This window comes from Lutimonas halocynthiae, assembly GCF_030409835.1.
GTDB lineage: Bacteria > Bacteroidota > Bacteroidia > Flavobacteriales > Flavobacteriaceae > Lutimonas > Lutimonas halocynthiae.
On the sequence record NZ_JAUFQO010000004.1, the window covers coordinates 146,442 to 169,590 of the forward strand.

The 23,149-nt window shown below is 36.3% G+C and carries 22 protein-coding genes and 1 other RNA gene; 13 read left to right on the forward strand and 10 right to left on the reverse strand.

The annotated features are described in order from the left end of the window. Positions 1–29 precede the first annotated feature (29 nt). Positions 30–2,795 (forward strand): T9SS type B sorting domain-containing protein, encoded by a 2,766-nt coding sequence (locus tag QWY87_RS06440; RefSeq protein ID WP_290289594.1) that lies wholly within the window; start codon positions 30–32, stop codon positions 2,793–2,795. A 51-nt stretch (positions 2,796–2,846) separates the two neighbouring features. Here QWY87_RS06440 and QWY87_RS06445 read toward each other — a convergent pair whose 3' ends face one another. Then, positions 2,847–3,674, reverse strand: coding sequence for a carboxylesterase family protein (locus QWY87_RS06445; RefSeq protein ID WP_290289595.1), 828 nt, complete (start codon positions 3,672–3,674; stop codon positions 2,847–2,849). 163 nt (positions 3,675–3,837) lie between these two features. Then, positions 3,838–4,491 (reverse strand): fructose-6-phosphate aldolase, encoded by a 654-nt coding sequence (gene fsa, locus QWY87_RS06450; RefSeq protein ID WP_290289596.1) that lies wholly within the window; start codon positions 4,489–4,491, stop codon positions 3,838–3,840. A 200-nt stretch (positions 4,492–4,691) separates the two neighbouring features. On the opposite strand from fsa, the gene QWY87_RS06455 reads away from it, so the two are divergent. From QWY87_RS06455 to QWY87_RS06465, 3 genes are all read left to right on the forward strand, one after another. Then, positions 4,692–5,297: a peroxidase-related enzyme gene (locus QWY87_RS06455; protein WP_290289598.1), complete on the forward strand. Its 606-nt coding sequence runs from the start codon at positions 4,692–4,694 to the stop codon at positions 5,295–5,297. A gap of 81 nt (positions 5,298–5,378) precedes the next feature. Beyond that, positions 5,379–6,020: a peroxiredoxin gene (locus QWY87_RS06460; RefSeq protein WP_290289599.1), complete on the forward strand. Its 642-nt coding sequence runs from the start codon at positions 5,379–5,381 to the stop codon at positions 6,018–6,020. A gap of 167 nt (positions 6,021–6,187) precedes the next feature. Then, positions 6,188–6,877, forward strand: coding sequence for a nitroreductase family protein (locus QWY87_RS06465; protein ID WP_290289601.1), 690 nt, complete (start codon positions 6,188–6,190; stop codon positions 6,875–6,877). Between the two features lie 6 nt (positions 6,878–6,883). On the opposite strand, the gene QWY87_RS06470 is transcribed toward QWY87_RS06465, so the two are convergent. Together QWY87_RS06470 and ffs are read right to left on the reverse strand one after the other, a co-directional pair. After that, positions 6,884–7,684: an SDR family oxidoreductase gene (locus tag QWY87_RS06470; RefSeq protein WP_290289603.1), complete on the reverse strand. Its 801-nt coding sequence runs from the start codon at positions 7,682–7,684 to the stop codon at positions 6,884–6,886. An 86-nt stretch (positions 7,685–7,770) separates the two neighbouring features. Continuing rightward, an RNA gene (gene ffs / locus QWY87_RS06475) (signal recognition particle sRNA small type) lies at positions 7,771–7,869 on the reverse strand. A 125-nt stretch (positions 7,870–7,994) separates the two neighbouring features. Here ffs and QWY87_RS06480 point away from each other — a divergent pair. The 6 genes from QWY87_RS06480 (at position 7,995) to QWY87_RS06505 (ending at position 15,381) form a co-directional block, all read left to right on the forward strand. Next, positions 7,995–8,522 (forward strand): DUF4199 domain-containing protein, encoded by a 528-nt coding sequence (locus QWY87_RS06480; protein ID WP_290289604.1) that lies wholly within the window; start codon positions 7,995–7,997, stop codon positions 8,520–8,522. Positions 8,523–8,538: 16 nt separating this feature from the next. Then, a complete protein-coding gene (locus tag QWY87_RS06485; RefSeq protein WP_290289605.1) occupies positions 8,539–9,504 on the forward strand; it encodes a glycosyltransferase family 2 protein in 966 nt (321 codons plus the stop codon). Positions 9,505–9,639: 135 nt separating this feature from the next. Beyond that, positions 9,640–11,364: a phospho-sugar mutase gene (locus QWY87_RS06490; RefSeq protein ID WP_290289606.1), complete on the forward strand. Its 1,725-nt coding sequence runs from the start codon at positions 9,640–9,642 to the stop codon at positions 11,362–11,364. A gap of 27 nt (positions 11,365–11,391) precedes the next feature. Beyond that, positions 11,392–13,221: an ABC transporter ATP-binding protein gene (locus QWY87_RS06495; protein WP_290289608.1), complete on the forward strand. Its 1,830-nt coding sequence runs from the start codon at positions 11,392–11,394 to the stop codon at positions 13,219–13,221. 43 nt (positions 13,222–13,264) lie between these two features. Continuing rightward, complete coding sequence (locus QWY87_RS06500; protein WP_290289610.1) at positions 13,265–13,909, forward strand: NAD(P)H-dependent oxidoreductase; 645 nt, start codon at positions 13,265–13,267, stop codon at positions 13,907–13,909. Positions 13,910–13,920: 11 nt separating this feature from the next. Further along, positions 13,921–15,381 (forward strand): aminoacyl-histidine dipeptidase, encoded by a 1,461-nt coding sequence (locus tag QWY87_RS06505; protein ID WP_290289612.1) that lies wholly within the window; start codon positions 13,921–13,923, stop codon positions 15,379–15,381. Positions 15,382–15,443: 62 nt separating this feature from the next. Here the strand turns inward: QWY87_RS06505 and QWY87_RS06510 are convergent, their stop codons facing one another. Continuing rightward, positions 15,444–16,109, reverse strand: a complete 666-nt coding sequence (locus tag QWY87_RS06510) for a uracil-DNA glycosylase (protein WP_290289614.1) — start codon at positions 16,107–16,109, stop codon at positions 15,444–15,446. Positions 16,110–16,150: 41 nt separating this feature from the next. Here QWY87_RS06510 and QWY87_RS06515 point away from each other — a divergent pair, with 41 nt between their 5' ends. Beyond that, positions 16,151–18,412 (forward strand): endonuclease MutS2, encoded by a 2,262-nt coding sequence (locus QWY87_RS06515; protein WP_290289616.1) that lies wholly within the window; start codon positions 16,151–16,153, stop codon positions 18,410–18,412. 6 nt (positions 18,413–18,418) lie between these two features. Here QWY87_RS06515 and QWY87_RS06520 read toward each other — a convergent pair whose 3' ends face one another. Together QWY87_RS06520 and QWY87_RS06525 are read right to left on the reverse strand one after the other, a co-directional pair. Then, positions 18,419–18,646: a DUF8828 family protein gene (locus QWY87_RS06520; protein WP_290289619.1), complete on the reverse strand. Its 228-nt coding sequence runs from the start codon at positions 18,644–18,646 to the stop codon at positions 18,419–18,421. After that, entirely contained in the window at positions 18,643–18,978 is a 336-nt protein-coding gene (locus QWY87_RS06525) for a cupin domain-containing protein (RefSeq protein ID WP_290289621.1), read from the reverse strand. The genes QWY87_RS06520 and QWY87_RS06525 overlap by 4 nt, the downstream gene beginning before the upstream one ends. Before the next feature lie 99 nt (positions 18,979–19,077). Here QWY87_RS06525 and QWY87_RS06530 point away from each other — a divergent pair, with 99 nt between their 5' ends. Continuing rightward, a complete protein-coding gene (locus tag QWY87_RS06530) occupies positions 19,078–21,018 on the forward strand; it encodes an AMP-dependent synthetase/ligase (RefSeq protein WP_290289623.1) in 1,941 nt (646 codons plus the stop codon). An 18-nt stretch (positions 21,019–21,036) separates the two neighbouring features. Further along, a complete protein-coding gene (locus QWY87_RS06535; protein ID WP_290289625.1) occupies positions 21,037–21,471 on the forward strand; it encodes a GNAT family N-acetyltransferase in 435 nt (144 codons plus the stop codon). 26 nt (positions 21,472–21,497) lie between these two features. Here the strand turns inward: QWY87_RS06535 and QWY87_RS06540 are convergent, their stop codons facing one another. From QWY87_RS06540 to QWY87_RS06550, 3 genes are read right to left on the reverse strand one after another with little or no spacing between them, the layout of a single operon-like run. Continuing rightward, positions 21,498–22,181 (reverse strand): lycopene cyclase domain-containing protein, encoded by a 684-nt coding sequence (locus QWY87_RS06540; RefSeq protein ID WP_290289627.1) that lies wholly within the window; start codon positions 22,179–22,181, stop codon positions 21,498–21,500. Between the two features lie 3 nt (positions 22,182–22,184). Next, positions 22,185–22,634, reverse strand: coding sequence for a sterol desaturase family protein (locus tag QWY87_RS06545; RefSeq protein ID WP_290289628.1), 450 nt, complete (start codon positions 22,632–22,634; stop codon positions 22,185–22,187). A gap of 27 nt (positions 22,635–22,661) precedes the next feature. Continuing rightward, positions 22,662–23,147: a hypothetical protein gene (locus QWY87_RS06550; protein WP_290289629.1), complete on the reverse strand. Its 486-nt coding sequence runs from the start codon at positions 23,145–23,147 to the stop codon at positions 22,662–22,664. Between the last annotated feature and the right edge of the window lie 2 nt (positions 23,148–23,149).

A 23,149-nucleotide genomic window follows, 5' to 3' on the forward strand; every position in this document is an offset into this window, starting at 1 on the left:
GCGACTAGAATACACCAATTCTATACGCTTTGAAAAACAATTATCTATCCATATTATTCATATTTATTTTTGCGCTGACCTATGGGCAAAAAGAAACTGCCAATTGGTTTTTTGGGCAATATGCCGGCTTGAATTTTAGTACCAGAAGTCCGGTTGCTCAAAAAGGGAGTTTAAATACCTTAGAAGGTTGTGCCAGCATATCGAACGCGAAAGGGGCTTTGCTATTTTACACAGACGGAACTACAATATGGAACAGAAATCATGATATAATGCCTAACGGTGATGGCTTATTTGGGCAAAAATCGAGTACCCAGGCTGCCATTATCGTTCCCATGCCCGAAAGCAAAAATATTTATTATGTTTTCACCGTGAGCAGGTCTGAATATATTGAGATTGGTGAGGTCAAAAACGGTATCAACTACAGTATTGTCGATATGAATCTTGACAATGGCAAAGGAGATGTCATTTCCGGGTCAAAAAATTTACATTTGCTGACCTATAATCCAAACGATGCGGAACAAAACGAATGGAAAAGTTCTGAAAAGATAGCGGCTACATTGCATTACGATGGTATTTCCTATTGGATTTTGACCCATTTCGTCGATACTTTTTACGCCTTTAAATTGGATATAAACGGATTGAATGAAGAACCAATAAAGACGGTTGTCAACGATGTGATTCCAATTGCAGTAGGCCGAAGTTCCACCACCCTGGTGAATTTATCTTCACTCGGCTATTTGAAGCTCTCTCCCAATGGAAAAAAAATAGCCATTGCGTTTAGTTTTACAGGACAAAGTAGTACGTCGGGAAGGGTGTTTTTGTACGATTTTGATTCGGAGACCGGGAAAACATCTGTTAACGGTACCCGATTAATTAGCAGTACTTATCCTTATGGAGTGGAGTTTTCTCCCAAATCCAGAAAACTATATGTCTCAACAAATACATATGTGACCAACCGAGGGCAGTCATTTTTTACAGGCAGTAATGTCTATCAATTTGACCTGCAGAGTCAGAATATACTCGGCAGTAAATTCGAAATACACAAATCTTCAACCCTTCTTGCCGGCGCACTTCAATTGGCTTTGGACGGGAAAATATATAGGGCAAAACACAAAACCGACACCGGTATTGGAGAATCCAGTCTGGCGGCCATCTCCAAACCAGAACTCAATGGAAGAGATGCAGGATATGTTGAGAATGCTGTTACACTGGCCGGCGGAACTTATTCAAATTACGGTCTTCCTCCATTTATTTCATCGGCGTTTATACTAACTTTTGACTATAAATATACATGCTTAGGTGATGCAACGCATTTCTTTATCACATCTGAAGATCCATATGATAGTTTGGTTTGGGATTTTGGCGATGGAACAACAAGTACTGAGCCAGAACCTTATCATCAATATACTCAAGAAGGAGAATATGAAGTAACGCTTACCACCACTTTTAATGGATTTACCGGTAAACCTTTAAAGAAGAAAGTTGAAATTACAGGAAATATAGATGTTATATCAAGTCCTTACACTTTTATTGAATGCGATACAGATTTAGACCCAGAGGATGGTATCACTCAATTTAACTTAGAACTGGCAAACGACCCTGTGAGTTTGGGTCGCGGGGATGAGGTAGATGTTTTCTATTATAAAGATTTAAATACGCTTACTAATGACACATTGAATATAAATGCGATACCCTATTTCTATACCAATACAATTCCGAATGAACCTCTTTTGGCCAAGGTAATTAGATCTGGTTCTGATTGTTATAATGTTGCTGATGTAATTTTACGAGCAACCAAAACATTTGAATTTGTGGCCGAGAAAATGATTGGGTGTAATCAAGGAGATGGTACCGCTTTGTTTGATTTGGCTACTCAAACAAGTGCAATTGTAAGTGATTTGGGATTACCCAACACCACAACAGCCACATATCACAGAAGTAAAAACTTAGCGAGTCTAGGTTATGAAGCATTTGATGAAAATTATATTGGCAGCCCCGGTACGATATTTATTCGATTGGTAAATGACAATATTTGCTCTGGCATCGGATCAATAGACTTAGACATGCCTATTTTACCTCGAATAAATCAGGATGAAATATTGAGCATTTGCGCCGCTTCGTTTCCATTTAGAATTAATGCAGGTGTTGACTCATTTGAAAGACAAAACTATACATACGAATGGCTTAGCGGAGAGCAAACTTATGAAATTGAAGCCTTAGGTGAAGGAGAATACCACCTCACCATAACAGATAAAGAAACGCTCTGCAGTATTGTAAGAAGTATAACTATTAGCAAGGTGGACGCACCTATCGTTAAAAACATCAAACTCGAAGATAACGGTACCGTTCATAGGGCTACTGTTTTCCTTGAAAATGAAGGTGATTTTGAATTTTCTCTTGAAAGTCCTTTTGGTCCATATCAGCAGGATCCTGAATTTAATGAGCTGGCTCCAGGATCGTATACGGCATTTATCAGAGACAGGAAAAATTGTGAGGTTGTAGAAAAAAAGTTTTTCATTTTTGGATTTCCAAAATTTTTCTCACCAAATAGTGATGGTGAGGCTGATGTCTGGGAAGTAAAAGGTTTGAACCCGGTAGATTTTGAATATTCCGATATACAAATCTTTAATCGTTTTGGGAAATTATTGGCTTCTATTCCACCTAATGGGCATTGGGATGGCACTTATAACGGCAGAACCTTACCTTCTGATGACTATTGGTTTACAATGACTGTGACTGACCCTGATGACATCTCTACAACCTATGTTAAACATTTCAGTTTAATCAGTAACTAAAAAAGACCGAAATATATTCGGCCTTTTAAGTTTTTTATTATTCTCTGTAGCTTACCAGACTTCCGTTTCCAGCCATGTAACAGCCTTTTTAAGTTCGTCAACATAAGTACATGGTTCGTTATGAACCAATCCATCTGCCACAACAAATGTTATATCAGAACCAGCTCCTATAGATTCGTCAACAAAAGCTTGGGTAATGTCAAGAGGGAAAAGATCATCCTCAGAACCATGAATCACATATAAGGGTACATCAATCTTAATAAGATCGCCATTACTCCTTTTCGTGTTATATGAAGTTGCCATAGGAATTGCTGCTGAGATAAGATCAGGGTAGAACTGAGAATAGAACCAGCTACCATTTCCTCCATCGCTATAACCGGTCAATACGACCTTTGCAGGATCAATATCCAAATTTGAAACTACCAAATCACTTAATGCCAGAATTTGCAAAATATTAGCCTGTTCATACCATAATACGCCGTTGCTATTCGGACTTAATATAAACACATCCTTGCCTTCAAAAGCAGGCTCTACTAAGCATTCTGTACTTTGATGGGCAGTTGCTGAACCGCTCTGAGCAGCCCCGTGCAATCTTATCACCAACGGTCTTTGGTTTGAATCCGATGCAGCTTCAGGTACTATAATTCTAAAGTTCCAGAAAACCCCTTCTACAATAGATTCCAATTGCAAATCATTGGTTCCAACGTTAATGGTCAAGGCATTAAAATCATCAATAACGTCTTGACTCGTTCTTGGCTCAGGAACCGGATCTGGTATTGGATCTGGATCTGGCCCATCATCACTTCCTCCACAGGAAAAAAACAGTAAAAAAACAGTAAATAAAAGGATAGGTCTTATGTAAAATTGAAGTTTTTTCATGGTCTTGAAGTCATTAATTTTACTTAAATCTAGAATAAAATTAGCGGAAGCCAAAATTTATCATGTTAAAAAAAGAAAGCTACAGCAAGCTGTAGCTTTAATTTATAACAATAATTGCTTCTAAAAAAGGATTAGTTGCATTGCAACAAATCCTGATTTCAACTTAATTTCCTTTTTTAAAATCTTCAAGGAATTTAGCAAGTCCGATGTCTGTAAGAGGGTGCTTTAACAATCCAGTTATAGCACTTAAAGGACCAGTCATAACGTCTGCTCCAATTTTAGCACAATCAATGATATGCATTGTATGACGCACAGAGGCAGCTAATATTCCAGTAGTATACCCGTAGTTGTCAAAAATAAGTCTGATCTCTGAAATCAATCCTAAACCATCGGTTGAAACATCATCAAGTCTTCCAATAAATGGAGATACATAAGTAGCTCCTGCTTTTGCTGCAAGCAAGGCTTGCCCGGCAGAAAAGACTAAAGTAACATTGGTTTTAATACCTTTATCTGAAAAATATTTACACGCTTTTATCCCGTCCGCAATCATAGGTAACTTTACAACAATCTGAGGATCCAAAGCAGCAAGTGCTTCACCTTCTCTCACCATACCCTCAAAATCAGTCGCAATTACCTCAGCACTTACGTCACCATCAACTTCATGACAAATTGCCTTATAATGGTTGATAATATTCTCAGCTCCTGTTATACCTTCTTTCGCCATTAAAGACGGATTTGTGGTTACTCCATCGAGTATTCCAAGTGCCTGAGCTTCTTTTATCTGATCTAAATTAGCAGTATCTATAAAAAATTTCATTTGTTTGATTTTACATTTTTGCAAATATAATTTATTAAACTTGATATCAACAAGATTATTTTATGATGTAACAATTTTATTCAGTTAAAAACTTAAGATTTTGATTTATCGATAAAAATAAGAATTCCCTTTCATCTAAAAATATTTGTAAATTGACGGGCATTGATATATGAAATATCATCACTGATAAAATTCCCATTATGTTCTGGATAAAACACTTGACCTACGACGAGGCTGATAAATCATTAAAAAAGTTATACGACCGTGTTAAGGGCCCGAATAATCAAGTAGACAATATTCTAATGGTTCATAGTCTGAGACCTCACACCCTCACAGGCCATATGGCATTATATAAAAATGTGATCCATAATACGAATAACACATTACCCAAATGGTATCTTGAAGCACTAGGTGTTTATGTTAGCTTTCTAAATCATTGCGATTATTGTGTTGAGCATCATTTTGCAGGATTGCAAAAACTTTGGAATGATCAGGATAAATCTGCCGCCTTCTATGATGCACTCCATCATAATTCCTTGCAAGACTTCTTCGATAAAAAATGGTTTAAGGGTTTTTCCTATGCGAATATGCTAACATTAAACCCTCTTAAACTTGGTCAAAATGATGTAGAACATCTAAAAACAGTTGGATTTACGGATGGAGAGGTTCTTGAGATTAACCAGGTGGTTAGCTATTTTAATTATGCCAACAGGACGGTATTGGGTTTGGGTGTGCACACAAAAGGAGATATACTTGGGCTTTCACCCAATGACAGCAATGATGCAGACAACTGGACACATCAATAAATTTCATGAAATCTTAACATTGTTTGGCGAAGTGAATTTTATAAAATTCGTAACTTAGATCAGAATTTTAAACGATTTAATATGGCAACCATTAGACTTGGAGATGTGGCTCCTGATTTTACAGCAAAATCCACAGAAGGAGACCTTAACTTTCATGAATGGCTGGGAGACAGCTGGGGGGTTTTGTTTTCACACCCTGCAGATTATACTCCTGTCTGTACAACAGAACTTGGAACTGTTGCAAAATATAAGCCGGAATTTGAAAAGCGCAACGTAAAAGTTGTAGCACTAAGTGTTGACGGTGTTGCATCACATCACGACTGGATCAAAGACATCAACGAAACCCAGCACACTACGGTAAACTTTCCTATTATTGCTGATGAAGACAGGAAGGTGTCAGAATTATATGACATGATTCATCCCAATGCAGATGCCAAATTTACAGTAAGGTCAGTATTTGTTATTGGATCAGATAAAACAATAAAACTCATTATTACTTACCCTGCCTCTACAGGTCGAAATTTTGATGAATTGCTGCGCGTCATCGATTCACTTCAGCTAACAGCCTACGAAAAAGTAGCGACACCTGCCAATTGGAAAAATGGTGATGACTGTGTTATTGTGCCATCTGTTACCAACGAGGAAATTCCAGCATTATTTCCAAAGGGATATACAGAGATAAAACCATATCTCAGATTTACCCCGCAACCAAACTTAAACTAGATCAAAAAAGGCCTTTTCAGAGGCCTTTTTTTATGAGGTCAATAGAATTGTAAAGAATTGTTCCTTCAATTATTTGTGCTACATTTATATGCTGATCTTATGATATTTTCTTCGGTTTACCTCCTGAAATATGGTAAGTAATTCGTTTTTGATTTAACTTAATAACTATGAATAAAAAAGACATAAATATAGATGGTTTCAGACATATTTTGTACCAGCACCGCTCCCTTTCCAATGACCAAATGCAACAAAAAAGTGAAGATTTTTATGACTGGATGAATCAACGCAGGTCCATTAGGGAATTCAGTGATAAGAATGTGCCCAAATCAGTAATTGAAAATATTATAAAAACGGCTTCAACTGCACCTTCTGGTGCACATAAACAACCCTGGACATTCTGTGCGATCTCAAACAAAGATTTAAAACATCAAATCAGGTTAGCAGCCGAAGCTGAGGAAAAAGAAACTTATGAGAATCGCATGGGAGAACGTTGGAAAAATGATTTAGCTCCGATAGCCACAGATATGTATAAACCGTTTTTAGAGATTGCCCCATGGCTTATAATTGCATGTAAACGCCCGTATGAATATAAAGACGATGGCAGCAAAGTCAATAATTATTATGTAAATGAATCAGTAGGACTTGCTTGTGGCATGCTTATTACAGCCATTCATAATGCTGGACTGGTAACACTCACCCATACACCGAGCCCGATGAAATTTCTCACCCGGCTTTTAAAAAGACCTGAAAATGAAAGGGCTTTTTTATTATTGCCTGTTGGATATCCAAAACAACCCGTGTTTGTACCTGATTTAAAACGAAAAGACTTGAATGAAGTGGCTGTGTTTTATGAATAGATGCACTTACATTTTATAATGGTTCATGATTAGTTTTTCATACATCCTGTCTGGTAAAACTCTTTTAAGAACGATAGAAAATTTTTGCATGTATTCACCCACTTTATAATGTAATTTTGGATTGGGGTCGTTAATTATTTTATGGATTCGATGCGCCATAATGATCGGATCTTTACCCGAATCAACATGGGCATCCATTAAATCAAGGTTGCTCTGGTAAAGTTTGGCGTAGGCAGAACCTTTAAACACCGGAGTATGGTATCTCCCTGAAGCAATATTTGTAGCAAAATCTCCCGGGGCCACATTCACTACTTTGATACCAAATTGCTTGACTTCCATACTCAAAGCCTCAGTAAGAATTTCCATAGATCCTTTTGTTGCCGAATAAACCCCTCGAAATGGCAAGCCCATATAACCAGCAATGGAGGTAACATTTAGAATGAGCCCATCCCCTTGTCTCCTCATTTGTGGTAAAACAGATTTAATGACCTCGATGCCTCCAAAAAAATTTGTTTCAAACCCTTTGCGCATCTCCTCAGTTGGCGTTTCTTCAATTGGTCCGGTAATGCCAATGCCGGCATTATTAATCAATACATCTAGCCGCCCTTCTTTTTCAATGACCTGTGCTACTGCCGCATCAATGCTCAATTTATCCAAAACATCAAGTTGTATCAGCTCAAAATTTCTGCTCTCTGCTTTAGGATTTCTACTGGTACCATAAACAACAAAGCCTTGCTCGCTTAAATAAGTTGCTGTAATAGCCCCAATACCTGAAGAGGCGCCGGTAATAAAAATAACCTTACTCATATTGCAAAGATGCTATAAATAAATGAAATTTTAATATGAAAGTTGGAGTGCTTTTTGAAGATCTTTTTCTTAGCAAAGAAGAAAAAAAATGGCAAGCTACCTGCATCACACCGCTACGACCTAATACCTTTGCTGCGTTCCCGCCCTGGAGGATTCAAAGGGAGCTGGTTGTGCAGGACTTGCCGATGCAAAAATACTATCCTTTTACAATAAAACAAGCTTTTTTTTGTAACTTTTTATTTTGAAGGAATACTAATGATTATCAATACATATTATTATATATATTTGTTAAACCTTTAATTTAAAAATCATGAACGACCAACCTCAAGTTTCGAAAAAATCAATTATGCTCAATTATGGATTGCTATTAGGATTTGCATCCATTATAATAGCACTCATAAATTATGTTGCTGGTGATATCTACCAGCCTCACTGGTCATTAATTGTAGGTTCGCTGGTAATTACTATCGCTATAATTATACTTGGAATTAAAAAAATAAAAGAATCGAATTCAGGATTTTTGTCAATTAGTGATGCGATCAAAGCTGGTTTGGGTATTTCACTGATTTCAGCTCTTGTCTATATTGTTTACTTATTGATTTTTTACAATATGATTGAACCTACTTACTTTGAGGATATGGCAAAAGTGCAGGAACAAGTCATCATTGAAAAATACCCCAACTTAACTGATCAAGAATTAGAAGGTGCTATAAAAGGTTCTGCCATGTTCTTAAATACTGGCGCTAATATAACGATGACAATTATCTTCAGCTTGTTTATTGGATTAATTATTTCACTCATCGGCGGATTGATAATGAAAAAATCTGAAGAAGGTTAAAAAATAAAACTATCAAATGGATATATCCATAGTTGTTCCTCTATTAAATGAGGAAGAATCTTTACAAGAATTACACGATTGGATTGCAAAAGTTATGCAGTCCAATCGTTTTTCATATGAAATACTTTTTATTGACGATGGCAGTGATGATAGCTCATGGGCAATTATTGAAGCGCTGTCTAAATCGAACAAGTCGGTAAAAGGAATTCGATTTCAAAGAAACTATGGGAAGTCGCAAGCTTTAAACGCAGCTTTTAAGGAAGTTTCAGGAGATGTAGTGATTACTATGGATGCAGACCTTCAAGATAGCCCTGATGAGATCCCTGACTTGTTCAATATGATCAAGGATGAAGATTTCGATCTAATTTCTGGTTGGAAGAAGAAACGTTACGATTCTAAAATTCGAAAAAATTTACCTTCCAAATTATTCAATGCAGCAGCCAGAAAAACCTCAGGCCTATCACTTCACGATTTCAATTGTGGTCTAAAAGCTTATAAAAAAGACGTTGTAAAAAATGTAGATGTTTATGGCGAAATGCATCGTTATATCCCGGTTCTTGCAAAAAATGCCGGCTTTCAAAAAATTGGTGAAAAAGTGGTGATCCACCAGGCGAGAAAATACGGTACCACTAAATTTGGGATGGATCGATTTATCAATGGCTTCTTAGACCTTATAACGATCAACTTTCTGACTAAATTCGGGAAAAGGCCCATGCATTTGTTTGGATTGCTTGGAACCATGGTATTTATTATTGGGTTCCTTTCATCAATCATCATAGGTGTTTCAAAAATCATAAAACTATACCAGCAAAAACCTGCCATTTTGATTACTGACAACCCTTGGTTCTTTATTGCACTGACTTGTATGGTATTAGGGTCGCAATTATTTTTAGCTGGTTTTTTAGGTGAGTTAATATTGAGATCCAAAAGGAAGCAAAAGCGTTATTCGGTAAGTGACAAATTAAATTTATCAAATGACTAAAGGTCAAAATCAATGGCTGATCAATCAATTGATGCTTGATTTAATGTAAACGCATCAGCAATTTTGCTCATGGTTTTGAGGCCCAATATTTCACCCTAAAAAGTTTATCTTTGTACCCTTAAATATCAATAAAATATGAATACCAACGAAATCATCAACAAAGCCAAACAATGGATCAAAACTCCTTTTGATTCAGCAACACAAAACGAAATACAAGAATTGCTAAATACCGATTCTAAAGACCTAACCGACAGATTCTACAAAGACCTTGAATTTGGAACGGGAGGTATGAGAGGTATCATGGGCGCCGGAACAAACAGAATCAACAAATACACCTTAGGTAAAAATACACAGGGTTTGTCTAACTACTTACTCAGTACCTTTAAAGACAAGCAACCTAAAGTAGCCATTGCCTTTGATTGCCGACATAACAGCAAGTCATTTGCTCAGTCTGTGGCCGATGTTTTTTCTGCCAATGGCATTGTTGTTTATTTATTTGAAGACCTTAGAGCTACTCCTGAACTATCTTATGCCGTAAGAGAACTTGATTGTGACGCAGGAATTGTGTTAACTGCATCCCATAATCCACCTGAATATAATGGTTACAAAGTATACTTTAATGATGGTGGGCAGATCATTCCACCTCAAGATGGAGCCATAGTTGATGAAATCAACAAGGTGAAATTTGAAGACATTAAATTTGAAGCAAACAATGCGCTCATACATCTTATAGGAGAAGAAATTGACAAGAAATTTGCTGTGGAAGCGGTTGCCAATTCTACCTCAAAAGAAACTAAAAATAGAGATCAGTTAAAGATTGTTTTCACTTCGCTGCATGGAACTTCTATTACCATGGTTCCAAGAGCCTTAGAATTAGCAGGATTCACAGATGTACATATTGTTGAAGAACAGCGAGAGCCAAATGGTGATTTTCCAACCGTTGCCTCCCCTAACCCGGAAGAACCGGCTGCATTGAAAATGGCTACTGATCTGGCTGATAAAATTGGCGCAGATATTGTAATAGGAACTGACCCTGATTGTGACAGATTAGGAATAGCTGTTCGAAATCTGGAGAACGAACTGGTTCTTTTAAATGGAAACCAGACATTTGCCGTATTGGTAGATGCTTTGCTTAAAAAATGGAAACAGGAAGGCCGAATTAATGGAAAACAATTTGTAGGCTCTACAATTGTTTCAACCCCAATGATTGATGTGCTTGCCAACAGCTATGGTGTTGCTACTAAAGTTGGCTTAACTGGTTTTAAATGGATCGCCAAGATGATTCGTGAGGCTGAAGGAACTGAAGAGTTTATCGGAGGTGGTGAAGAAAGCTTTGGTTTTATGGTAGGTGATTTTGTTAGAGATAAAGATGCCGTTTCAAGTACTTTGCTTGCTTGTGAAATTGCAGCAATCGCCAAAAACAATGGAAGCTCAATTTATGCTGACTTGTTGCAACTTTATAAAGATCATGGATTCTATAAGGAGCACTTGATTTCTGTTGTAAAAAAAGGTGTTGAAGGAGCTCAGGAAATTCAGCAAATGATGGTGGATATGCGCAACTCGCCAATCACAGAGATGCACGGTGAAAAAGTAAAATACTTGTTTGATTATGAAACCTCAGTTTGCAAAGACCTGATTACAGGTGAAGAGACAGTAATTGATTTACCTAAATCAAATGTGCTGATCTATCAAACAACTGAAGGAACAAGGATGGCGGCAAGACCTAGCGGAACTGAGCCCAAGATTAAATTCTACTTTAGCGTTCACACTGGGTTAAATGATGTTGCTGATGCAAAACAAGTAGAAGCAGCATTAGATCAAAAAATTCAAAGTATTATTAAAGAATGTAAATTGAATTAATCTGGCTTATATGTCAAGAAACAATTGATGAAATATTTCAAACAAATTATGATGTATGCCAAACCTTATAAAGGTTATGGTATTTTAAACATCATTAGCAATATATTTTATGCCTTATTCGGAACATTAGCATTTGTCTCATTGATGCCAATGCTTAAGGTTCTTTTTAACAGTTCAGAACCTATTAATACGCCTCCCGTCTATAATGGGATTGTAGATCTAGGTGATTATATTGAAAGTTATATCAATTATTTTATTACTCAAAAGGTAAATAATGAAGGTGAGCTAAAGGCATTAATGTTTATGATATTTATTATCATCGCAACATTTTTACTTAAAAACATATTTGGATACCTGGCCTTGTTTTTTATCACTTTCTTAAGAAATGGTGTACTCAAAGACTTAAGAAATGACTTGTATGAGAAAACAGTTGACCTACCTCTGTCGTATTTTTCAGAAAAAAGAAAAGGCGATTTGATTGCAAGAATCTCAACTGATGTACTAGAAATTCAGCATTCGTTTTTATCCATACTTGAATTAATAGTTAGAGAACCGCTAACCATTATTTTCACGATTATTGCGATGCTGGCATTAAGTCCTCAATTGACTGTTTTTGTATTCATTTTTATCCCTGTATCAGGATATATCATATCCTTAGTAGGTAAATCATTAAAGAAACAATCGGATAATGTACAAAAAGAGCAAGGACATTTTTTATCTATTCTCGAAGAAACTCTAGGAGGCCTTAGAGTGATTAAAGGTTTTAATGCAGAGCCTTATTTTAATTCAAAATTTCAAGAATCTACATCGCGTTTTTATCATTTTTCGAACACACTTTTAAATAGAAAGAATCTCGCTTCACCATTAAGTGAATTTTTAGGAATTGCTGTTATTGCCATTTTACTATGGTATGGTGGCTCTCTTGTTTTGGTAGAGAAAACCTTGGCTCCGGATGCTTTTATTGTTTATATGGGCTTGGCCTACAATATTCTTACACCCGCCAAAGCTATTTCTAAAGCCGTTTATGGTGTTAAAAAAGGTGATGCAGCCGCTGAAAGAGTCTTAGAAATTTTGAATACTGAATCTCCTTTAAAAGATCGTGAAAATGCTTTAGTAAAAGATGGATTTAATTCAAGTATTTCAATCCAAAATGTTTCGTTTAAATATGAAGACGAATATGTTCTTAAAGATTTTTCATTAGAAATTCCAAAAGGAAAATCAGTTGCCTTTGTTGGGCAATCTGGTAGTGGTAAGTCTACTATTGCCAATCTGATTACAAGGTTTTATGACGTAAATGACGGCAGTATTAAAATTGATGGGGTTGACATTAAAGATATTACCAAAAAGTCATTGAGAGGCTTACAAGGCTTGGTATCGCAAGATTCCATTTTGTTTAATGACTCCATAAAAAATAATATTCTTTTAGGGGTTACTGATAAATCAAATGAAGATATTCTGGAAGCAGCAAACATTGCCAATGCCCATGAGTTTATTAAAGATATGCCAAAAGGGTATGATACGAATATTGGAGACAGTGGAAACAAACTTTCAGGAGGTCAAAAACAGCGGCTTAGTATTGCAAGGGCAGTTCTGAAAAACCCACCTATCATGATTCTGGACGAAGCAACTTCAGCACTTGATACTGAATCTGAAAAACTGGTTCAAGACGCTTTGGAAAAAATGATGAAAAACAGAACCTCTGTTGTTATCGCTCACAGACTCTCCACAATTCAAAATGCTGACCTTATCGTGGTCTTACAAAAAGGAAAAATTGTAGAACAAGGAAAGCATTCAGCATTATTAAAAAATAAAGGAGTTTATTATAATTTGGTCAAAATGCAGTCCTTGAACTCATAAATTGTTTTAATCATTTAGTCGAATCCACCTTATCAAATAACATATGAGTTCAGATACAAATATTATAGACAGTCTTAAATGGAGATACGCCTGTAAGAAATTCGATAAATCAAAGAAGCTAAATGCAGATCAAGTGGCTATTTTAAAACATGCCTTTAATTTGACGGCTACCTCCTTTGGACTTCAACCGCTTAAAATGCTTGTTATTAAGGGAGATGCCTTGAAGGAGCAATTATTGCCTCATGCCTACTTTCAACCACAGATTACAACCTGTTCTCATCTACTTGTGATATGCATAGACACGGCTTTTGATGAAAGCTCAATTGATGCCTATTTTGAATTAGAGAAAAGCATTAGAGGCACTTCTGAGGAAATCGTAGGGAAATTTAGAAACCAACTGAAGTCAATCTTTAAAAATAAAACAGCGGAACAAATAGACGGGTCAGCCATCAATCAAGCTTATATCAAAATTGGAACCTTAATGACTGTGTGCGCGGAGCAAAGAATAGATTCATGCCCCATGGAAGGCTTTAATCCAGTAAAGTTTGACGCCATACTCGAATTAGAACAAAAACAGCTTAGATCAGTTTTATTACTCCCTGTTGGTTTTCGTGCCGAAGATGATATTATGAGCGGAATGAAAAAAGTAAGAAAACCAATAGAAGATGTAGTCATCGATTTAGATTAATTTAAAATACTATGGAAAATTTAGCAGTAAGGTCTCAAGAACCAAAAATATTATGGAATCATTTTGCCGATATCAATGCCATCCCAAGAGCTTCTAAAAAAGAGGAGCGTATTGTTGAATTTATGGTTCAATTCGGAAAGAAATTAGGTCTTGAAACAATTGTTGATCCGGTTTGCAATGTAATTATTCGAAAGCCAGCTACAGCAGGTATGGAAAATAGAAAAAGTGTGGTCTTACAATCTCACTTAGATATGGTTCATCAAAAGAATGCCGACGTAAATTTTGATTTTGAAACAGAAGGCATTAAAATGAAGGTCGAAGGAGACTGGGTGAAAGCAGAAGGTACTACACTTGGGGCGGATAACGGATTAGGCGTTGCAGCGATTATGAGTGTTCTGGCAAGTCAGGATCTTGAACATCCTGCAATTGAAGCTTTATTTACTATAGATGAAGAAACCGGCATGACAGGAGCTCAAGGCTTAGAAGCTGGCTATTTACAAGGTGATATCCTTTTGAATCTCGACACAGAGGAAGATGATGAAATCGATATTGGTTGTGCAGGAGGTATCGATATTACCGCATCAAAAAATTACAAAGAAATGCCCGTTGCTGATGATTTTAAGGGCTTTACAATTAGAGTAACCGGACTCCAAGGCGGTCACTCGGGAATGGACATTCACAAAGGTTTTGGTAATGCCAATAAAATCATGAATGCACTCCTTAAAGCAAATCAAGATATTATTCATATAGCAGAGATCAATGGCGGAAGTCTTCGCAATGCGATCCCAAGAGAAAGCTTTGCCGTAATCACTTGCCATAATGACAAGATAGCTCAGTTAAAGCAACAATTTGAAGAACAAAGTAAATTACTTCTCGCTGAATTTGCAAAAACAGAACCTAATTTGAAATGTTCGCTTTCAGAGGCAGAAAGACCTCTATCAGCCTTGGCAGCAAACGATCAAAATGAATTGATTCAAGCTTTAGAAAAGGCAATCAACGGGGTATATAGCATGAGTCAAGAGATTCCAGACTTAGTAGAATCGTCTAATAATATAGCGCGCGTAACACTTGGCAAAGGCTTGATTAGCATTGCTTGTTTAACAAGATCCTCAGTAGAAGCAGGTAAAATGGAGGTTGCGAATTCACTAAAAGACGCTTTTGAGAATAATGGATTTGACGTGAAATTTTCTGGGTCCTACCCTGGTTGGAGCCCAAATCGCAGTTCGCCAATTTTAAAAGTACTGACTGGAATCTATACTGATTTATTCAAAAGTGAGCCTGCTGTTGTGGCCTGTCATGCAGGATTGGAATGTGGATTACTCGGTACACATTATCCGGATATGGACATGATCTCTTTTGGTCCGACAATTAAAGGAGCGCATTCTCCAGATGAAAGGGCGAGTATATCTTCTGCTGGTAGATTCTGGATTTTTTTAAAACTGGTTTTAAAAAATATCCCCCTTAAAGGATAGCTTAAAATAACTATTTTAGTACGCGTAGCGTAACCGTATGAAGAACATGCTCAATAAGCAGTCTACCATTCTATTTCTGGAGCATTGATTTGCTTCAAATACTGATTTGCTGCGCTAAAATGAGCATTTCCGAACCAATAACCTCGATTTGCGCTTAAAGGAGAAGGATGGCCCGAAACCAATACTTTATGCTTTAGTGCATCTATCTTCTTCCCTTTCTTTTGGGCATACCCTCCCCAAAGAAGAAAAACAATATTTTCCTTTTCATCAGATAACTTCTGAATGACTGCATCTGTAAAGTTTTCCCATCCTTTTTTCTGATGTGATCCAGCTTCTCCGGAACGGACCGTCAAGGTAGCATTCAATAGCAAAACACCCTGTGCTGCCCAATCACTTAGATCGCCGCTCTCAGGGTATGCTTTAGCCATATCTTTTTCCAGTTCTTTAAATATATTAACAAGAGAAGGCGGGTGCCGCTTGTTTTCATGAACAGAAAAGCAAAGCCCGTTGGCCTGCCCTTCTCCATGATAAGGATCCTGACCAATGATCACTACTTTTACCTTTTCATATGGGCAATGATCGAAAGCAGCAAATATTTCAGCTGCATCTGGATAACAAGTCTGGGACCTATATTCATCCTCAACAAAATCTAATAAAGAATGAAAATATTCCTTTTTAAATTCTTCTTCTAAAATAGATTTCCAGCTATCCGAAATATTTATGTTCATAGTATAAATTTGGTTATTTTTGCCGTGACAAATTTAGGACTTTGCAACATAATATAACAGATAAAACACTAAATGACCTCGAATTCTCTACAGTTTTAGGGAGTGTCGAGGAATATTGTATTTCTGATCTGGGACGAGAGCATGTCAAAAAAATAAGACCCATCAATCGTTCTTTAGAATTAAAGGCAGAATTGTACCAGGTAAATGAATACCTCTCCTCTTTCGAAAATGAAAATCGTATTCCCAGCCACTATTTTGAGGAAATTTCCACAGAAATCTCACTTCTGGGAATTCAAGATAGTTTTCTGGAAGGAACAGCATTTATAAAAATTGCTTCCATCTCAGAAAATATCAATAACCTGTTATTGTTTTATAAAAAGTTCAAGGAGTACTACCCTACTCTTTTTGAACAATCAGAGCATATTGAATTCAATAAATTTCTCAGTACAAAAATAAAGAATGTGATATCGCCTTTTGGTGAAGTTGTAGACAATGCCTCTCCTTCGTTAGAGCACATACGCAAAGAAATCAATAAAATCAGAGGGAAACTGGGAGGTAGTTTTAATAAGGCCTTAGCGCACTATGCATCCTTAGGATACCTGGATGATATTCGAGAATCTGTTGTTGACAATCAGCGTGTCTTGGCTGTACAAGCCATGTATCGCAGGAAAGTGAATGGCGCGATAATGGGTAATTCCAGAACAGGAAGTATCGTTTATATAGCACCAGAAGCAACTTTACAATTGTCCAGAGAATTACAAAATATCAAATACGAAGAACAGGAAGAAGTAGTCAAAATACTTAAAAATCTGACTAACGATATTCGCCCTTATGCACACTTGCTAGTTAGTTACCAAGATTATCTATCCCACCTTGATAGTATTGGAGCCAGAGCCAAATATGCCCAAACCATCAACGCTTGCCTGCCAAAAATAGTCAACGATAAAAAAATATACTTAAAGGATGCCTACCATCCTATTCTCTGGTTAGAAAATAAACAAAAAGGCATTACAACTATTCCACAAACCCTTGAACTCAATAAAACGCAACAAATTATTGTCATTTCAGGGCCTAATGCCGGAGGTAAGAGCATTACTTTAAAGACAATTGGACTGCTTCAGATCATGATTCAAAGCGGTATCCTGATACCCGTTCATGAAAGAAGTGAGGTAAGTATTTTTGACAAGATACTAACTGATATTGGCGACAACCAATCTATTGAAAATCAATTAAGTACTTACAGTTACCGATTAAAGAATATGCGTAATTTTCTTAAACGCTGTAATGATAATACACTGTTCTTAATTGATGAATTTGGTACGGGTAGTGACCCGGAACTGGGAGGCGCCTTAGCAGAAATATTTCTTGAAGAATTTTATGAAAAAGGAGCATACGGCATCATCACAACGCATTATTCAAACTTAAAAGTACTCGCCAGTGAGTTAGAAAATGTGACCAATGCCAACATGCAGTTTGATCAATCTACTTTAGAACCTTTGTTTACATTACATACAGGTCAGGCCGGGAGTTCTTTCACTTTTGAAGTGGCTCAAAAAAATGGCATTCCATTTCGACTGATTAACAGAGCTAAGAAAAAAGTCGAGAGAGAAAAAATAAGACTGGATAAAACCATTGCCAAACTTCAAAATGAAAGAAACGAATTACAAAAAAAAGCTGATGGCTTAGTCAAAGAGCAAGAGACTGCAAAAGCCGGTTCTAAAAAACTTTTAGTTCAACAGCAAAAGATCCAGGATAAAATTGAGAGTTTCCAAGACCTATATGATAACAATCAAAAAATGCTCTCATTTGGAAGGAAAACCAATGAGATATTAAATAAATTCTTTCAAACAAAGAATAAAAAAGAACTTCGGGAGAATTTTACAAAATGGTCTTTAATTGAACAAACTAAATTCGAGCAGCTAAAAAAGAATAAACTGACTATAGAGTTGAACAAGAAAAATGATCTGAAAGAAAAACCTTTGTCAAAAAGAGAGAGGACTAAGATCAATAAAGAACTCAAACAAAGACAGCAGCTCAAAGAGGCTGAACTGAAAAAAATTGAAAAAGAAGTATTACCAGAGGTAAAAAAAATCAGAATTAAAAAGGAAACAGTTCAAAGAGAAAAGGCACTTTTTATAAAAGACTACCAGTTCAAAATTAACGATACGGTGCGTCTTGTCGATGGAAATGCCAAGGGCACTATCGAAAAATTAGAAAAAAATACTGCCACTATAAACTACGGTTTATTTACGGCTAAAACAGACATTTCTCAAATTGAATTGGTTAAAAAAGCTAAAAAATAAATACGCTTATTCTTCTGTATACCTTTCCATTTCTCGGTCATAAAAAGCGCTCGCATCATCAATTAATCTAGCAATTTCATTGGCGATCTCTGTTTCGTCACCACGCAATTCATCCATCCATTCTATCTCATCATTTAGTAGATTGATAATGAATTGAGGATATTCAGTATGCATGATAAAAATATCATCCGGATGATCTGTATTATCACATAATAAGAATTTCGGTATTGTCATTGATCTTTAGTTTTAGTTTGCTCTCCTCCTTTAGGTCCATAAAAAAATACCCATGTCGAAAAATCTGCTGTAAAATTAATAAAACGATGCTTCACTCCTGCCTTTACGAACAAAAAATCTCCTGGCCCAATATCGCTGATTTCTTCACCATTTAAAAATGCTCCTGTTCCTGATGCAACCACATAGATCTCGTCTTTATCATGTGGTGTTTGTTTATCTACTTTATTCGGTTTATAGATTTCAACTGAAAGTGATCCATGACCAAACAGCTCCATAAATTCATCTGAAGAATCATCCAATTTTTCAAGGGCTTGTTTAAGATTTATATGCATGTTTAATAAGAATGAATACGGCTTCCGAAGTTAATCATTTTATCAAAATCAACCATTTCATAAAAAAAAGTATTTTTGTAGCACAATTTATTCTAACATATGAGTCAAAGAACGGTTTTTTCAATGCTTGACAGCGCAGCAGTCCAATATGCCAATGATCCTTATTTAAGCACTAAAAGCGACCAGGGTTGGGTCAGGACTTCGTTTAGCGAGGCAAAAATAAAGGCAAGGAAGCTCGCATCTGCTTTTCTTGAATTGGGTATAAAGTCAGGTGATAAAATTTCAATTTTATCGGAAGCCAAATCTGATTGGATCATTGCTGAATTCGCAGCACTATATGCGGGAGGTATTTCAGTTCCTCTTTCTATAAAATTACTTCCGGAAGAAGTTCCCTTCAGAGTCAATCATTCTGACGCTAGTTTATTTATCATTTCAGAGAATACGCTAGAAAAGGTAATCAGCCAATGGGACAAATACCAGCATAAGGGCCTGAGATTAATCCTTCTTGATAAACCCTCAGAAAAAATAAGTAAGCAGTGCCAGAAATATGGTTTTGACGAAAAAGAACTACTTTTCGTAGCTGATCTTTATAAAATTGGTGAAGAAAAAATTCCTAACAACGCAGATAAGTTATCTGAAATTGAACAGGGCACCAAAGAAGATGAAGTAGTCACCATTTCTTATACGTCAGGCACAACTGGTAACCCCAAAGGGATCATGCTGACGCATTTGAACTATTTTTCGAACAGCCATGCCGCCGTTGCTACTTTTCAGATCCAAGAAAAGATCTCAACGCTTCTTATTCTTCCTACCGATCATTCTTTTGCACATACCGTAGGGATTTATACGGCCCTGGTAAAAGGACTTTCACTTCATTTTGTGGATGCAAGAGGCGGTGGTGTTAATGCGCTGAAGAACATTCCAGTAAATCTTGTTGAGGCAGAATCAAATTTTCTTCTGACCGTTCCGGCACTTACCAGTAATTTTATTCAAAAATTCAAAGATGGAATCAAGGCAAAAGGTGCCTTTATAGAAGGCATCTTTAACAGAGGGATTGAAGCTGCTGTCAAAAGAAACGGTGATGGATTTTCGAAACCAGGAAGAGGGGTTCAAATCAGTACATATATCAATTATTTAATCGCTGAAAAACTCATCTTCAAAAATTTGCGATTAATCTTTGGACCTAAGATTGAATTTTTTGTTGGTGGTGGTGCTTTACTTGACATCAAGCAACAACAGTTCTATAAAGCAATAGGTATTCCTGTATACCAGGGATACGGTCTAACCGAAGCGACACCCATCATTTCGACTAATACACCTTTTAATCATAAAATGGGAACTTCTGGCAAAGTACTCGAAGGAATCAGTTGTAAAATCTGTGATGAAAATGGGAATGCATTGGCCACAGGAACAAAAGGTGAGATTGTCATAAAAGGAGATAACGTAATGAAAGGTTATTACAAAAACGATACTGCCACAGCTGAAACAATTAAGAATGGATGGCTACATACCGGAGATTTAGGCTATATGGATGAAGATGAATTTCTGGTCGTTGTAGGCAGAGAAAAAGCACTTCTAATCTCAGAAGATGGAGAAAAGTATTCTCCTGAAGAAATTGAAGAAGCGATTATTAATTGTTCTTCCTGCATCGAGCAAATTATGATTTACAACGATCATCAAAAATTTACAAGTGCTTTAATCACTTTAAACAAAAATGCAGTCGTCGATTTGATCAAGGAAGAGAATGTCAATACCTACGAAGAACTGAACAAACTGCTTAAAGAAGAAATGCTCTTGTTTTCAAAACAAATAGAATTTAAAGATAAATTTCCAGGCAAATGGATTCCTTCCAATTTTCAAGTCATCAAAGAGGCCTTTTCAGAGGATAATCAACTGATTAATTCTACACTGAAAATGGTAAGACATAGAATAACGGAAAGATATCAAGACAAACTTGATTTGATGTATGTAAAAAAAGCACAAGAGGTCACTTTGAAAGAAAATATTAAGGTATTAAAAGAATTAGTATCGTTAGATTAAAAACCTTTATTCAGGATTATGTTACACATTACCAGAATAGCCATGCAGCATCCTCTATACCAACAGGAAAGGGAACTTAGAAATAAAATTCTCTTGCGTCCTATTGGCGTTCCTGATTATGGATGGGAAATGAATGATTCGAAATCATGGCACTTTGTTGCAATAGATGATGCTAAAGTAATTGGCTGCGTACTTCTTGTACCTTTGGATGAAAATGTACAGATCGGCCAACTTATTCAAATGGCAGTAGATCATCATTGGCAAGGAAAAGGGGTAGGCAAAAAACTTGTAAAGGATTTGGTGGCATTTGCAAAAACAAAAGAATTTACTGAGATCGTGATCCACTCCAGAGCAGAAGTCACCTCATTTTACGAAGCTTTAGGGTTTAAGACTTTCGGAGATGAATTCGAAGAAGTAGGCGTTGTGCATCGACATCTTCGCATGAGCTTATAACCTTCTATCAAGCAATTTTTCTTATTTTAAATAAGCTTTTTCTTGAATTTATAAAAGAGAAAAAGGTTCATCAATATAAGAGAAAATGCATAGGCAGTATCCTCTATTGGAATCGTACCAAGTCTTATCCCTAGATTTTGTTCATCGTTATACCAAACAATATTTCCTTCAATTCCTGTTCCGGTTAATATACCATTTACTATAAAAAAGGGTATCAGCATAAACAGGAAGGTTATATAGAAAGATGTCAATAACTTTGGATTAAACTTTTTTACCGCTGCCAGAACCAGGATGGCAAAAGCCATATCGACTGCAGTATAAGCTTTGTCATAATTAAATAGCAATACACTTCCAAAAAGAACAAATAAGAATATAGAAATTCTTTTTGTCATTTTATCAGATAATGAAAGCTTCGGATTTAGTTCTAAAATGGATATGTGCGTGAATACACAAGCGTAGGGTATGCATATAAAAAACAACCATTCTTCTATGGGCAATTGCAAATAATAAATTCCTGATAAGTATACCTCATTGAATCCCCAATAGCCTTGATGGGTAAAATAAACATCCCATACAATAAAAGGAATCAATGTAATGAACATGGCAAGCGACAAGGCTTTCCAATGCTTATATAAAGCGATTCTGGGGTGAAACGAAACTAGAAATGGTACAGACAATGACAGCAGGTCTAACCATAAGTAAAGCGACATAGTTTAGTATTTTCCTTGATAGTATTTCATTGGAACCCATAGCATTCCAAAACATTCTCCGTCGTGCTTACCTAAGTGTTTATGATGTATCTTATGAGCTCTTCTCAATGCCAAAAGATAAGGATTCTTTGTTTTTTTCCATATTTTTATTCTTTGATGAATAAAAAGATCGTGTATAACGAAATAAATCACCCCATAAATAAATACGCCTATCCCAACACCAAGGCTAATTTCCCAGCCAAAAATTGACCAAAGTGCAAAAGCAGTTATTGAAATTACTGCGAAAAACACAAAAAATGAATCATTCATCTCTAAAAATGAGTCATGGTTATCTCTCACGTGATGGTCTTCATGTAAGTTCCAGAACAAACCATGCATTACATATTTATGCATGCCCCAGGCAACACCTTCCATTAGTATTGTTGTAATTAAAATTGTAATAAACAGCATCATCTTTTTAAAATTTTCGTTAGCTCTCGTCTATAATTTTATATCCAATATCGCTTCTTTGAGCTCCTCTTTTTTAGTAATACTCAAAAGATTTTTTATCATAAGACTCTTAAAAGAAGCTTCAATTTGGGCCTCAGCCATATGCTCCTGCAAATAACTGATATCTCCTTCTATATTCTTATGGTAGTTCAAGGTTTTTGGCACATTTAACTGAATCAATAACCTCAAATAAACTTTTTCAACATCCTTACTACTTTCAATTAGCCCTTCTAATGCCGTTTTCCCTTTATTAAAAAATCTCAATTTTGACATAGGGGAAAAAACATACTCCGCCATCATACTGGTGCCAGCTGCCTGATAAGCCTTTATGATTTCCTGCTCACGCTGACTAACTTCATCAATCTTATAATTCAATATCTTATCAATATCTTCCTCACTTGCAATTTCTTGAAACTCGGCTCTGAATTCTCGAAGCGTATCACTTTCCTGCACAACAGGCATAAGGCTAATAAACATTA